Raw genomic sequence first — 14,221 nt, 5'->3', positions numbered from 1 at the left:
TCATGAGCGAAAACGAACATTAAAGAGCTGTTTCGAACATCTGGAGAGAGGAAGCATGGAAACCAAAGACTTGATCGTGATCGGTGGCGGCATTAATGGTGCCGGTATCGCTGCGGATGCGGCAGGGCGTGGCCTGTCCGTTCTGCTGCTGGAAGCGCAAGACTTGGCCTGTGCTACGTCTTCCGCCAGCTCCAAACTTATCCACGGTGGCCTGCGCTATCTGGAACACTATGAATTCCGTCTGGTAAGTGAAGCACTGGCCGAACGTGAAGTATTATTGAAACTGGCACCGCATATCGCATTCCCAATGCGTTTTCGTCTGCCGCATCAACCCCACCTGCGCCCAGCCTGGATGATCCGCACTGGTTTGTTCCTGTACGATCACTTGGGCAAACGTACCAGTCTGCCTGCCAGTAAAGGGTTGCGTTTTGGACCAGAATCGGTATTGAAACCAGAATTGGTGCGCGGTTTCGAATATTCTGACTGCTGGGTCGATGATGCTCGCCTGGTGGTGCTGAATGCCCAAGAAGTGGTCGAGCGCGGTGGTGAAGTCCGCACCCGTACCAAAGTAACCCGTGCCTGGCGTGAACAAGGTCTATGGATGGTTGAAGCCATTGATGTGAATACCGGCAAAACCTTTACCTGGCGTGCCAAAGGCTTGGTAAATGCGACCGGACCATGGGTTAAGCAATTCTTCGACGACGGCCTGAAGCTGAAATCGCCTTATGGCATCCGCTTGATTAAAGGCAGCCATATCGTCGTGCCACGGGTTCATAATCAGCCACAAGCCTATATTCTGCAAAACGAAGACCATCGTATTGTTTTCGTCATTCCGTGGTTGGATGAATATTCCATCATCGGCACTACTGACGTGGAGTACCACGGCGATCCGAAAGAGGTGAAGATCGACTCACAAGAGATCGATTACCTGCTGAAAGTGTATAACGATCACTTTAAAAAACAGTTGGGTCGCGACGATATCGTGTGGACCTACTCTGGTGTACGTCCGCTATGTGACGACGAATCAGATTCACCGCAAGCTGTTACCCGCGACTACACGTTGGATGTAGCCGATGAAGACGGTAAAGCACCACTGCTTTCTGTATTTGGCGGCAAACTGACCACCTATCGCAAACTGGCAGAACACGCGCTGGAAAAACTGTCTGGCTACTATCAGAATGTCGGCCCAGCATGGACCAAGACTGGCGCATTGCCGGGTGGTGATATTGGCGGCAGCCGTGATAACTATACTGTTCAGTTGCGCCATCGCTATAACTGGTTACCTGAAGGGCTGGCCCGCCGCTATACCCGTACTTATGGTAGCCATAGCGAGATAATTTTGGCAGAAGCGACCAGTATCGAAAGCTTGGGTGAACATTTCGGCCATGGTTTGTACGAAGCAGAATTACGCTATCTGGTTGAAAAAGAATGGGTTGTAGAACTAGATGATGCGATTTGGCGTCGTACCAAGTTAGGTATGGCTCTGGACGATGCGCAGAAACAGCGCGTTGCCGAATGGTTGGCACAGGTGCAGGCCGGGAAACAACAGACATTATCGCTGGTTTCCTGATAACCCATCCAGTTCATCGATCTGCTTAAAAAAACCCTCTTCACAGTTGACTGTTGAAGAGGGTTTTTATTATTAGCTCAGTGGATATAACTACAGCCGGATAGGTTTAATATGCCAAATCTCGTCGGCATATTCTTCAATGGTACGATCTGAAGAGAAGTAACCCATATTGGCAATATTGAGTAACGTCTTGCGCGTCCATTCGTCCGAATGGCGATATAGCGTATCAACCTGCTCCTGAGTATCCACATAGCTGCGATAATCAGCCAATAGCTGGTAGTGATCACCAAAATTAACCAGTGAATCGAACAGGCTGGTATAGCGTTTAGGGTCTTCGGGACTAAAGGTGCCCGTCGCCATTTGCGTCAATGCCAGGTGCAATTCAGGATCTTCATCGTAATATTTCCGTGGGTTATAACCATTGTTACGCAGCACCTCGACCTGTTCGGTGGTATTGCCGAAGATAAAGATATTCTCCTCACCCACATGTTCGCGGATCTCGACGTTAGCCCCATCCAATGTGCCAATGGTCAGCGCCCCGTTCAGGGCAAACTTCATATTACTGGTACCCGAAGCCTCGGTTCCCGCCAGAGAAATCTGTTCCGATAGGTCAGCCGCCGGAATGATCAACTGCGCCAGACTCACGCTATAGTTTGGAATAAATACTACTTTCAGTAGGTTATTAATCCGAGGGTCATTGTTGATTACCTTCGCTACGTCGTTGATCAATCGAATGATTTGCTTAGCATTGTAATACGCTGATGCCGCTTTACCGGCAAAAATTACCACGCGCGGCACCCACTTCTCATTCGGTGCTTCGAGAATACGGTTATAGCGGGTGATAACATGCAACACATTCAGCAATTGTCGTTTGTACTCATGAATACGTTTGATTTGCACATCAAACAACGCGCCCGGATTGACCACAATATTCAATTTTTCAGCAATATAAGCCGCCAGCCGTTTTTTGTTCTCCAGCTTGGCCTTTTGCAATGCCTGCAAGAAGCTGGGGTAATCGAGGTTTTTTTCCAGCTCACTGAGTTGGCTCAGATCAGTCCGCCAATTGTGACCAATACTCTCATCCAATACCGTAGCCAGTGGTCGGTTAGCCAACCCCAGCCAGCGCCGTGGCGTCACCCCATTGGTTTTATTGCAGAAGCGATTAGGGAAAATGTGAGCGAAATCGGCAAACAGTGACTGCACCATGAGTTCAGAGTGCAAAGCAGACACACCGTTAACTTTATGGCTGGCGATCACCGCAAGCCATGCCATACGGACCTTCCGCCCATGGGTTTCATCAATAATAGAGACTCGTGGCAACAGTTCTGGTTCAGACGGATATTGTTCCTGCACCAGTTTGAGGAAGTGATCATTGATATCAAAAATGATTTGCAGATGGCGCGGTAAGATTTTGCCAATCATGTCAATTGGCCAAGTTTCCAGCGCTTCGGTCATCAGCGTGTGATTGGTGTATGAGAACACCTGCTGCACCACGTCCCACGCATCCATCCAATTGAACTTATGTTCGTCGATCAACAGACGCATCATTTCAGGAATGGAAAGGACCGGGTGAGTATCATTGAGATGAATAGCAATCTTATCTGCCAGATTATCGAACGTCTGATGCATGGTCCAGTGGCGGCTGAGGATATCCTGTACCGTCGCCGACACTAAAAAGTACTCTTGTCGCAAACGTAATTCACGGCCGGAATAGGTAGAATCATCGGGATACAACACTCGTGATACGTTTTCTGAATGGTTTTTATCTTCAACCGCAGCAAAGTAATCACCCTGATTGAATTTGCCCAAATTGATTTCATTACTGGCCTGCGCAGACCATAAGCGCAGTGTATTAGTTGCATCCGTATCAAAGCCAGGGATGATTTGATCATAAGCACAGGCGAGGATTTCTTCGGTTTCCAGCCAGCGAGTTTTGCTGCCTTCCTGCTGAATTCGGCCACCGAAGCGCACTTTATAGCGGGTATTATGGCGTGGGAATTCCCAGGCATTACCATATTCCAGCCAGTTATCTGGCGACTCCATCTGTTGGCCATCCACTATTTTCTGGCTGAACATGCCATATTCGTAGCGGATGCCGTAGCCACGGCCCGGTAGTGCCAGTGTTGCCAGTGAGTCCAGAAAACACGCCGCCAGACGGCCTAAGCCACCATTGCCAAGCCCAGGGTCGTTTTCTTCTTGCAACAGCTCTGACAGATTGAGGCCCATCTCATCCAGCGCCTGTTCGATATCTTCATAAATACCCATAGATAACAGTGCATTAGAGAGGGTTCGCCCCAATAAAAACTCCATCGACAGATAGTAAACCTGACGAACGTCTTGTGATAATTGTGCGCGGTTAGAGCGTAGCCAGCGTTCTACCATCCGATCCCGTACCGCAAATAATGTCGCATTCAGCCAATCGTGCTGAGTCGCAATCGAGGGATCTTTGCCGACAATAAACATCAATTTGTAGGCAATCGAGTGTTTCAGCGCATCCACACTGACAACGGGTGAGGTATAACTGAACGGTGATGTCATAACGGTTTTCCCAATTCGTGGTTACAACAAATCGACAACTAGAGACGCCGATAAAGTGACAGATATTGACCAGCAGCTACTTGCCAACCAAAGTCCAACCCCATTGCATGGCGCTGAACATGACGCCAATGTTTTGGCCGGCTCCACAGAACAAAAGCACGGCGAATTGCCCGCACCAATACCTGCGCATCGCATTCATCAAACACAAACCCCGAGGCGCTGCCATCCGCCAGATTTTCCAGCGCGCAATCCACCACGGTATCTGCCAACCCGCCCGTATGCCGGACCAGTGGCAAAGTGCCATATTTCAAACCATACAACTGCGTTAACCCACAAGGTTCAAAACGGCTAGGCACCAGAATCACATCCGCACCGGCAATAATTCGGTGAGAAAATGCCTCGTGATAACCAATTTGTACCCCAACCTGGCCGGAATAGTCTGCCGCTGCCGCCAAAAACTCCTCTTGTAGAATGGCATCCCCCGCCCCCAAGACCGCCAGTTGCCCACCTAGTTTCAGTAATTCAGGCAAAGCCTCCAGCACCAAATCCAACCCTTTTTGCTCGGTCAATCTACTGACCACGGCAAAAATAGGTTTCTTATCCGTCACCTCCAACCCCATCGTGGTTTGCAGATGCACTTTATTCACCGCTTTCTGCTGCAGGTTCTCTATGTCATAGCAGGCGTGCAGCAAGGTATCGCTCTGTGGGTCCCAAATGGCGCTATCCACCCCATTGAGGATGCCGGTCAAACGCCCCTGACTGGCTCGTTCTTGCAGCAGCCCTTGCATGCCGTAACCAAAAGCAGGTTGGGTAATTTCTTTGGCATAGGTCGGGCTGACAGTAGTGACATGATCAGCAAAGAACAGCCCAGCTTTCAGATAGGAAATTTGACCGTAGAACTCCAACCCGTACATTTGGAAAAATGCGGCGGGGAGTTGTAACTCAGCCAAATGGTACCCGGCAAATAGCCCCTGATAGGCCAGATTATGGACGGTAAATACTGATCGTGCCGGTCTACCACGCGCCGCCAGATAAGCACAGGCCAGCCCAGCGTGCCAATCATGGGCATGCACCACATCGGGACGCCAGAAACCATCCAGCCCGCAGGCCAGCTCACACGCCATCCATCCCAGCAAGGCAAAGCGGCGATAGTTATCGGCGTAAGCATGCAACGACTGGTCGTGATAAGGGCTGCCAGCGCGGTCATATAACCCCGGAGCATCAATAAGATAGATACCAATGCCCTGATAATGGCCGTAGCGCAGAGAAACCCGTCCGGCAAAGGTGTCTATCTCCCTAACCAGCACGGTGTCTGGTATTCCACGACGCAAATCAGGGAAGCCCGGTAGCATGACCCGAACATCGGCCCCTTCAGCAATTTGTGCGGCAGGTAAAGCGCCAACAACATCAGCCAATCCCCCTGTTTTCAACAAAGGAAATAGCTCAGAACATACGTGTAAGACCCGCATCGTGACTCCTGACACCTATCGGATAAATAAAATAGCCCTATTTGACGTTGACGGCTAATTTCGCCAGCATCGCACGGGTCACTAGCACCACCCCGCCCTCCGAACGATAAAAACGGGCGCTATCTTCATCGGCGTTCTCCCCGATAACCATCCCTTCAGGTATGTGACAGGCGCGATCAATAATGCAGCGGCGTAAACGGCACGAGCGACCAACATTGACATCAGGCAGCAATACCGTGGAATCAATGGTACAGAACGAGTTCACCCGAACCCGAGGGAACAACACCGAATGCACCACTACCGAGCCAGAAACAATACAGCCACCGGAGACCAGCGAGTTCATGGTCATGCCATGGCTACCGGAGCGATCCTGAACAAACTTAGCCGGCGGCAACGGCTCCATATGGGTACGGATTGGCCAGGCACGGTCATACATATCCAGCTCTGGTGTAACCGATGCCAAATCCAGGTTGGCCCGCCAGTAGGCATCCAATGTCCCAACATCACGCCAATAAGGTGGCAATTCGGCATTGGAGGTCACGCAGGAGAGATCAAACGGATGTGCCCAAGCCGCCTTCTGTTCGGTAAGTTTGGGAATCAAATCTTTACCAAAATCATGGGTAGAGCCAGGGGTATTCATATCTTCTTCTAATAACTTGAACAGATAATTGGCATTAAAAATATAGATCCCCATACTGGCTAACGCCATATCAGGCCGTCCAGGCATTGAAGGCGGGTTCGCAGGTTTTTCAAAGAAAGCCGTTATCTGGTAATCCTCGTCCACCTCCATTACCCCAAATTCATTGGCCTCGTTAATGGGTACCGGGATACAAGCAACGGTGCACTCAGCGCCTTTCTCTACGTGGTCGATGAGCATGCGCGAGTAATCCATCTTGTAGATGTGGTCACCGGCCAGAATGACCACATATTCCGCCTCATAGCGGCGGATAATATCCAGGTTTTGATAAACCGCATCCGCAGTACCTTTGTACCAATGCTCGGTGCTCAAACGTTGTTGGGCAGGCAATAAATCAACAAACTCGTTCATCTCCTCGTTGAGGAATGACCAGCCACGTTGAATATGCTGCACCAGAGTATGAGACTGGTACTGGGTGATGACACCGATACGGCGGATACCTGAATTCAGGCAGTTAGATAGCGCAAAATCGATGATACGGAACTTGCCGCCAAAATGTACCGCCGGTTTGGCACGGGTGGCGGTCAAATCTTTCAGACGAGAACCACGACCTCCGGCCAGAATCAGCGCTACAGATTTATTCGGTAATTGTCTGGCTAACATCAATGGGTCTTTATTTTCGAATTTAACCATGGCTGACTCCTTAAGATTTCAGTACGAGCACGCAAATGTCATGCGCGGCTCCGTTCCATACGGTGAATGATTCCATCTGATCTGACGGCCCAAAAGGAGGGATAACCTCCCATTCCCCCGTAGGTAACTGTATTTCACATTCTTGACCAGTGGCGTTAATCACCACCAGCCAGCGCTGAGACAACAGAATTTGCAGCTGTTTCTGGCAGCCATGTTCCCAAGCTGCATCACTCAGCACTTGCCCCTGACTATCCAGCCATTGCACATTGCCATCACCCTCCTGCCACCATGCGTCCTTAATCAGGGCCGGAATTTGCTGGCGTAACCGGATAAGATCGGCGGTAAATGTCATTAATGAACGATCCGCACTGCCCCAGTCGAGCCAGGTGAGGATGTTGTTCTGACAATATGCATTGTTATTACCTTGCTGGCTGTGACCATGCTCGTCACCGGCCAGTAACATTGGCGTTCCCTGCGAGAGTAATAAGCTGGCCAACAATGCCCGCTGACAAGACTTACGCCGTTGCCAGATAGCCTCATCAGCCACCAACCCTTCGCTACCAAAATTATTACTAAGATTGTTATCACTGCCATCACGGTTTTCCTCACCATTGATTTGATTGTGCTTTTGGTTAAAACACAGCAAATCCTGCAAAGTAAAACCATCATGGGCGGTAATTTGATTGATACTGGCGGAAGGCAAACGCCCCCGCTGTTGGAAAAGATTGCTTGAAGCGGCAAAGTGCTGAGCAAATAGTCCCAGCGGTAAGTCATCCCTTAACCAGAAACGGCGCATCGCATCACGATACTGGTCATTCCATTCACTAAAACCGGTAGGGAAGTTACCCAGTTGATAGCCTCCCAGACCAATATCCCAAGGCTCGGCAATCATTTTGCAGGCACGCAGCCGCTCATCGGCAGCCAGCGCGGTAAATAAAGGGGCATGTTGGTCAAAAGCCGGCGTGCGGCCCAGAACGGTACCAAGATCAAAGCGGAAGCCGTCAACATGGCAGCTATCGAGCCAATGATGCAGGCAGTCGATAACCCACTGCATGACATTAGGATGATTAAGCCGCAGCGTATTGCCGCAGCCAGTCATGTTGTCGTATTCACCGTCAGGAGTGAGCCAGTAATAGCTAGCATTGTCGATACCGCGCTGGCACAGGGTTGGGCCAAAAATATCCAATTCGGCGCTGTGATTGAACACCACATCGAGAATCACTTCGATACCCGCTTTATGTAACGCTTTGACCGCATCCCGTAGCTCTCGCAGCGGAGATATGCCGTCACGGCCCGAGGCATAATCAGGATCAACGGCATAAGACGCTAGCACGTTATAGCCCCAATAATTACCCAGTCCCATCTTCTGTAAACGAGGTTCATCGACGTGGAATTGCACCGGTAACAACTCCAGTGTGGTAATGCCCATGTCTTGCAAATAGGTAATCATGACGGGATGAGCTAACGCCGCATAGCTACCACGCAGGTCAGCCGGAATATCAGGGTGCAGTTTGGTTAAGCCGCGTACATGGGCTTCATAAATCACGGTATTGCCCCAAGGAATAGCCGGTGACTTATCCTCCTGCCAGTCATATTCTTCATGTACCACAATGCACTTAGGTAAGGCGGCAGCACTGTCGCGCTCATCGGGCTGATTAACCCCCCCCTCCAAGCTTGGATCATCCGCCACTTTGCGATCTAATGCATGGGCACCGGGGTCTATCAATAATTTATGTGGGTTAAAACGATGTCCTTGTTGTGGGTCAAATGGCCCGCTGACCCGATAACCATAGCGCTGCCCCGGTTTACCTCCAGGCAGATAACCATGCCAGATATCACCACTGCGGGCGGGCAAGGCAATCCTCAACTCTTGGTTATTGTCATCAAACAGACACAGTTCGACCTGTTCAGCATGGGCTGAAAACAGCGTGAAATTTATCCCAGCCCCATCAAAATGGGCACCAATCGGTGTCGGGGAACCACGGGTAAGGCCAGTCATCCTACCCCTCCCGTAACAGGTAAATAGTCGACAGTGGCGGTAGTGTTAACAACAATGAGTGCGCGTGGTTATGGCTACCGACATGCTGGCTATGGATCCCCCCCTGATTACCCAGATTGCTGCCACGGTAAAACTCAGAGTCAGAATTAAGTACTTCCCGATAATGCCCTGCCTGCGGAATGCCCACACGGTAGTCATAACGCGGCACCGGTGTGAAATTACTGATGGCAATCAGTTCGCCACCATTCGCATCACGGCGCAAGAAAGCAAACACTGAGTTTTCGTGGTCATCTACCACCAGCCATTCAAAGCCATCGGGCTGATAATCCAATTCATAGAGTGGCGCATGTTGTTGATAGCAGTGGTTCAGGTCACGAACAAAACGCTGCACGCCACGGTGCCAGCCATTTTCATCATCCAGTAAATGCCAGTCCAGGCTGGTATCGAAATTCCACTCGCGCCCCTGCGCAAACTCGCAGCCCATAAACAGCAGTTTTTTACCGGGATGCGCCCACATAAACGCGTAATAGGCACGCAGGTTGGCGAATTTCTGCCAGGCATCCCCCGGCATACGATCGAGCACCGAGCGCTTACCGTGCACCACTTCATCGTGGGAGATAGGCAAGATAAAGTTCTCGGTATAGGCGTACAACATCCCGAAAGTCATCAGATTATGGTGGTACTTGCGATGAATCGGATCACACTGCATGTAATTGAGCGTGTCATGCATCCAACCCATATTCCATTTATAGTTAAACCCTAATCCACCGGCATCGGGCGGTAATGTCACGCCAGGAAAATCGGTCGATTCCTCCGCCATCGTCACACCGCCAGGGCGCTCAACGCCGATGGTGTGATTGGTGTAACGCAGGAAAGCAATCGCTTCCAGATTTTCACGCCCGCCATAATAGTTAGGCACCCACTGCCCTTCAGCACGGCTATAATCGCGATAAATCATCGAAGCCACGGCATCAATACGCAATGCATCGATACCAAAACGTTCCATCCAGTAAAACGCATTGCCAGCCAAATAATTACGGACCTCATTACGACCATAGTTATAAATCAGGGTATTCCAATCCTGGTGATAGCCTTCGCGCGGATCGGCATATTCATACAACGAGGTGCCATCAAACTGCATGAGCCCGTGTTCATCACTCGGGAAGTGGCCGGGAACCCAATCAAGGATGACGTTAATCCCCGCGGTATGGAATGCGGCAACAAAATCTTTGAAATCCTGCGGAGTACCAAAGCGGCGGGTCGGTGCATATAACCCGAGCGGCTGATAACCCCAGCTGCCATCAAATGGATGTTCGTTAATCGGCAGCAGCTCGACATGGGTAAACCCCATGTATTTAACGTATTCAACCAATTGCTCAGCCAACTCGCCATAACTGAGCCAATAGTTATTATCGGTATGGCGGCGCCATGAACCGAGATGGACTTCATAGATAGAAACCGGTGAGCGCAAATCATTGGCTTTCTGTCTTGCTGGCGTATTTTGTACCACTTCAGGTAACGGGCTGACCAACGAGGCGGTTTCTGGCCGCATCTGAGCTTCAAATGCATAAGGGTCCGCTTTTAAGCGCACCTGATCATTACTGTCTATTATCTCAAATTTATACAACTGGCCGGCTTGTACACCGGGCAGGAATAGCTCCCAAATACCATTTTCGCGCCGTAACCGCATCGGGTGGCGGCGACCATCCCAAAAGTTAAACTCCCCCACCACAGACACTCGTTTGGCATTAGGTGCCCAAACGGCAAAACTGACCCCCGCGACTCCATCAAGGCTCATTAAATGCCCGCCCAGACGTTCATAAGGGCGTAGATGGGTGCCTTCGGCCAATAACCAACTGTCAATATCCTGCAATAACGTCCCGAATCGATAAGGATCTTCGATGATTTGGGGACTGTCTTGCCAAGTAACCGCTAATTGATAACGAAACGGGCTTTTACGACGAGGAAGCTTCGCAATGAAAAAACCGCGCGGGTCTTCACTGGTCAACTGAGCAATGTTACGCCCACTTTCCGTTTCGACCAGCCAGACTTCTTTTGCATCTGGCAGCAAAGCGCATATCTGTAACCCTTGCGCAGTTTGGTGCATACCCAAAATGGAAAAGGGATCGGCATAATGGCCGGAAATAATCTGATTAATCACCTGACGATCGGGAAGTACTGGCATGATTTCTTCCTATGATTAACGGCATGATTTTGAGCCAAATTCTGAACTCTGACAGCAGAACCGACCTTTTCATCATGCAATCCATTTAGCGTTTAAAGAGTGACTAAGGTCAATGATTAACCAATTAGTTGATTTAATGCCCTAATACTCATTTTCTGACAGTAAAAGCTCGTCAGTTAACTTTTCTTACCCAAACTATAAGCATAGTCAAAGGCCGCCAAAAAAATCGGCTTACTATTAATGAAATTTTTTCTCATATGAATTAGCAAAAAAAACAGTGTTTAAACGGCGTAAGGCGTGCGTGAATGACGTAAAACCCTAAGTTAAGACGTAAAAACAGTGCGGATAACATCGGCCAGTAGAAATGCCCAAAACAGGGAACTGAGCTGACGTTTGCCCATATAAGGCCCTTTTTGCTTAAAAGGGGTGACGGTTAAAACTTTCTGCGGCTAAATGTGGTTACAATAGCGGCAAGAATTAGCATTTGTGGTTATCAATATGGGCGTAAGCCAAGCCGAACTGATTTTCTCCCTGCTACAACAGATGTGTGTGTATCTGGTGATCGCCTATCTGTTAAGTAAAACACCGCTGTTTATTCCGTTAATGCAGGTTACCATTCGGCTGCCCCACAAACTGGTGTGCTATCTCACGTTTTCCATGTTTTGCATCATGGGCACCTATTTTGGTCTGCATATTGAGGACTCCATCGCCAATACCCGTGCTATCGGCGCTGTGTTAGGTGGTGTTTTGGGGGGGCCATCGGTCGGTTTTCTGGTAGGGCTGACGGGTGGGTTGCACCGTTACTCCATGGGTGGGATGACCGCCACCGCCTGTATGTTGTCTACCGTCGCTGAAGGGCTATTGGGTGGCTTCCTCCACAGCTATTTGATACGTAAAAACCGCCTTGACTTGCTGTTCCAGCCGCTGGTGGTTGCAGGCATTACGCTGGTCGCTGAAGTCCTGCAAATGTTAATTATTTTGGCCGTTGCTCGCCCATTCCATGAAGCTGTCGAGTTGGTCGGAAACATTGCCCTGCCGATGATGATCACCAATACCATTGGTGCTGCCATGTTTATGCGTATCTTATTGGACCGGCGGGCTATTTTCGAAAAATACACCACCGCCTTCTCAGCCAAAGCATTACAAATTGCCGCACGGGCGGAGGGGCAACTACGCCATGGTTTTGACCAACAAAACAGTATGCGGGTGGCGCGTATCTTGTATGAGGAGCTGGGCGTTGGCGCGGTGGCAATTACCGACCGCGAGAAGCTGCTGGCATTTATCGGTACTGGCGCCGACCATCACCTTGTGGGGAGTGCTATCACCTCAGACCATACCCACCGGGCGATTGAGTTGAATCAGGTGGTTTATGCCGATGGCAATGCCGTCCCTTATACCTGCTCTATTTCACCTAATTGCAAACTGGGTTCCACGTTAGTTATCCCACTACGCGGTGAAGAGCATCGGGTGATTGGCAGCATCAAGCTGTATGAACCAAAAAGTAAATTGTTCTCCAGTATCAACCGCACATTGGGTGAAGGTATTGCTCACCTGCTGTCCGCCCAGATTCTGGCGGGTGAATTTGAACAACAGAAACAGCTATTGGCACAATCAGAAATCAAGCTACTGCACGCGCAAGTAAATCCTCACTTCCTCTTTAACGCACTGAATACCCTGTCAGTAGTAATCCGCCGTAATCCAGACCATGCCCGCAAGCTAGTGCTTTCTTTGTCGACATTTTTCCGTAAGAACCTCAAGCGCAGCCATGATGTGGTCACGCTGAGCGATGAAATTGAACATGTGAATGCTTATCTGGAAATAGAAAAGGCACGTTTTGCCGACCGCCTCTCCGTTGAGATCTCATTACCTGATGAATTGATGGAAGCGCGTTTACCGGCTTTTTCCCTGCAACCCGTGGTCGAAAATGCCATCAAACACGGCATAGCGCAGATGTTCAATAACGGGCGCATCACCTTGCACGGTAAGCTCGAGGGCAATACGTTGATACTGGAAGTGGAAGACAATGCTGGTTTGTATCAACCGCAACCAAACGGCGATGGGCTGGGGATGAATCTGGTAGACCGGCGAATTAAAGTCCGCTATGGCAACGAATATGGTGTCACCGCCCTAAGCGAGGCAGATAAATTCACGCGCATTACACTTAAATTGCCCTTTATCACCGCGAGTGAGGGTTAACAACGGTTAATTACTTACCCGTGCGGGCAATGATACTCACCATATTAAGTACCGCGGCAGAGCGCTCATGCCGCCGCCATGCCAGTGTAATCTTGGTTTTTAGCAAACTATCGTCAATCTCATGATAAGTAATATTATTCGTCTGAATAGTTGTCAGTGAGCGAGGCACGATAGTAAAACCAAAGCCTGCCGACACCATCCCTATGGCAGACACCAACTGGGGGGATTGTTGCCCCAGCTCCGGCTTAAATCCGGCACGGTAGCAAGCGCTGATAATGGTATCAAACAATCCGGGAGCCACTTCGCGAGGGAAAGTAATCAGCTTTTCATGCTGTATCGCTTGCAGATTGATTTGTGGGCAGCGATGCAACTGATGGTTATGGGGCAGTACCAGCAACATATCTTCCTCCACCAGCACCTTACAGGTGAATTCATTACTGGCATCACATGGCTGACGGATAAAAGCCACATCAATGCGTTCGTTATGCAAATCATTCATTAACACCGGCATGGTCTTTTCACTGGGTGACAATATCACCTCAGGATATTTATCCCGATAGGCGTGGAGTAGGCGCAATACCAAGGGCTGGAAGGCTGTCGAGCTGGCAAAACCTACCCGCAACTTACCCGTCTCCCCGCGCGCGATACTTTTAGCTCGCTCTATCGCTTCATCCGTAAGCGTCAATATATGACAGGCATCCACATAGAACGCTTTCCCTGCATCAGTCAGTTCAACACCGCGCGTGAGCCGACGTAGCAGTGGTGTCCCGATCTCCCGCTCTAGCTTTTGAATTTGCTGACTTAGTGGTGGCTGAGAGATACCCAGCTTTTCAGCCGCCCGGGTGAAATGGCGGGCTGAAGCAACCGCAGCAAAATATCGTAGATAACGTAGTTCCATATATTATTGATATCAAAAAAGTGGGATTCCTATATT

Annotated in this window: 8 protein-coding genes; 2 read left to right on the top strand and 6 right to left on the bottom strand. The window is 49.9% G+C overall.

The features are described from left to right. The first annotated feature begins 55 nt into the window (after positions 1-55). Positions 56-1,570 (top strand): glycerol-3-phosphate dehydrogenase, encoded by a 1,515-nt coding sequence (glpD, locus tag Q2T72_RS00860; RefSeq protein WP_372568487.1) that lies wholly within the window; start codon positions 56-58, stop codon positions 1,568-1,570. A gap of 90 nt (positions 1,571-1,660) precedes the next feature. Here the strand turns inward: glpD and glgP are convergent, their stop codons facing one another. The 5 genes from glgP to glgB are packed head-to-tail and all read right to left on the bottom strand — an operon-like array spanning position 1,661 to position 11,091. Beyond that, the gene (glgP, locus tag Q2T72_RS00855; protein WP_083161263.1) at positions 1,661-4,108 is read right to left on the bottom strand and encodes a glycogen phosphorylase; all 2,448 of its coding nucleotides are present in this window, start codon (positions 4,106-4,108) and stop codon (positions 1,661-1,663) included. A gap of 38 nt (positions 4,109-4,146) precedes the next feature. After that, positions 4,147-5,577, bottom strand: a complete 1,431-nt coding sequence (gene glgA, locus Q2T72_RS00850; protein WP_372568486.1) for a glycogen synthase GlgA — start codon at positions 5,575-5,577, stop codon at positions 4,147-4,149. A gap of 37 nt (positions 5,578-5,614) precedes the next feature. Next, entirely contained in the window at positions 5,615-6,907 is a 1,293-nt protein-coding gene (glgC, locus tag Q2T72_RS00845; RefSeq protein ID WP_083161267.1) for a glucose-1-phosphate adenylyltransferase, read from the bottom strand. Between the two features lie 10 nt (positions 6,908-6,917). Then, positions 6,918-8,906, bottom strand: a complete 1,989-nt coding sequence (glgX, locus tag Q2T72_RS00840; protein ID WP_372568485.1) for a glycogen debranching protein GlgX — start codon at positions 8,904-8,906, stop codon at positions 6,918-6,920. A gap of 1 nt (position 8,907) precedes the next feature. Next, entirely contained in the window at positions 8,908-11,091 is a 2,184-nt protein-coding gene (gene glgB, locus Q2T72_RS00835; protein WP_102970495.1) for a 1,4-alpha-glucan branching protein GlgB, read from the bottom strand. 498 nt (positions 11,092-11,589) lie between these two features. Between glgB and Q2T72_RS00830 the strand changes: the two genes are divergently transcribed. Then, a complete protein-coding gene (locus Q2T72_RS00830; protein ID WP_083163957.1) occupies positions 11,590-13,287 on the top strand; it encodes a sensor histidine kinase in 1,698 nt (565 codons plus the stop codon). A 10-nt stretch (positions 13,288-13,297) separates the two neighbouring features. Here Q2T72_RS00830 and Q2T72_RS00825 read toward each other — a convergent pair whose 3' ends face one another. Next, positions 13,298-14,185 carry a LysR family transcriptional regulator gene (locus tag Q2T72_RS00825; protein ID WP_372568484.1) on the bottom strand — a complete coding sequence of 296 codons (888 nt, stop codon included), beginning with the start codon at positions 14,183-14,185 and terminating at the stop codon, positions 13,298-13,300. Between the last annotated feature and the right edge of the window lie 36 nt (positions 14,186-14,221).

This window comes from Yersinia sp. 2466 StPb PI, from assembly GCF_041538325.1.
Lineage (GTDB): Bacteria > Pseudomonadota > Gammaproteobacteria > Enterobacterales > Enterobacteriaceae > Yersinia > Yersinia enterocolitica_E.
Note: the sequence above shows the minus strand (reverse complement) of the source record. Positions and strands in the feature narration are given on the sequence as shown.

Bases quoted from the DNA above. Each gene is read 5' to 3' on its own strand.
- glpD (WP_372568487.1), top strand. From the start codon at position 56: ATGGAAACCAAAGACTTGATCGTGATCGGTGGCGGCATTAATGGTGCC.
- glgP (WP_083161263.1), bottom strand. From the start codon at position 4,108: ATGACATCACCGTTCAGTTATACCTCACCCGTTGTCAGTGTGGATGCG.
- glgA (WP_372568486.1), bottom strand. From the start codon at position 5,577: ATGCGGGTCTTACACGTATGTTCTGAGCTATTTCCTTTGTTGAAAACA.
- glgC (WP_083161267.1), bottom strand. From the start codon at position 6,907: ATGGTTAAATTCGAAAATAAAGACCCATTGATGTTAGCCAGACAATTA.
- glgX (WP_372568485.1), bottom strand. From the start codon at position 8,906: ATGACTGGCCTTACCCGTGGTTCCCCGACACCGATTGGTGCCCATTTT.
- glgB (WP_102970495.1), bottom strand. From the start codon at position 11,091: ATGCCAGTACTTCCCGATCGTCAGGTGATTAATCAGATTATTTCCGGC.
- Q2T72_RS00830 (WP_083163957.1), top strand. From the start codon at position 11,590: ATGGGCGTAAGCCAAGCCGAACTGATTTTCTCCCTGCTACAACAGATG.
- Q2T72_RS00825 (WP_372568484.1), bottom strand. From the start codon at position 14,185: ATGGAACTACGTTATCTACGATATTTTGCTGCGGTTGCTTCAGCCCGC.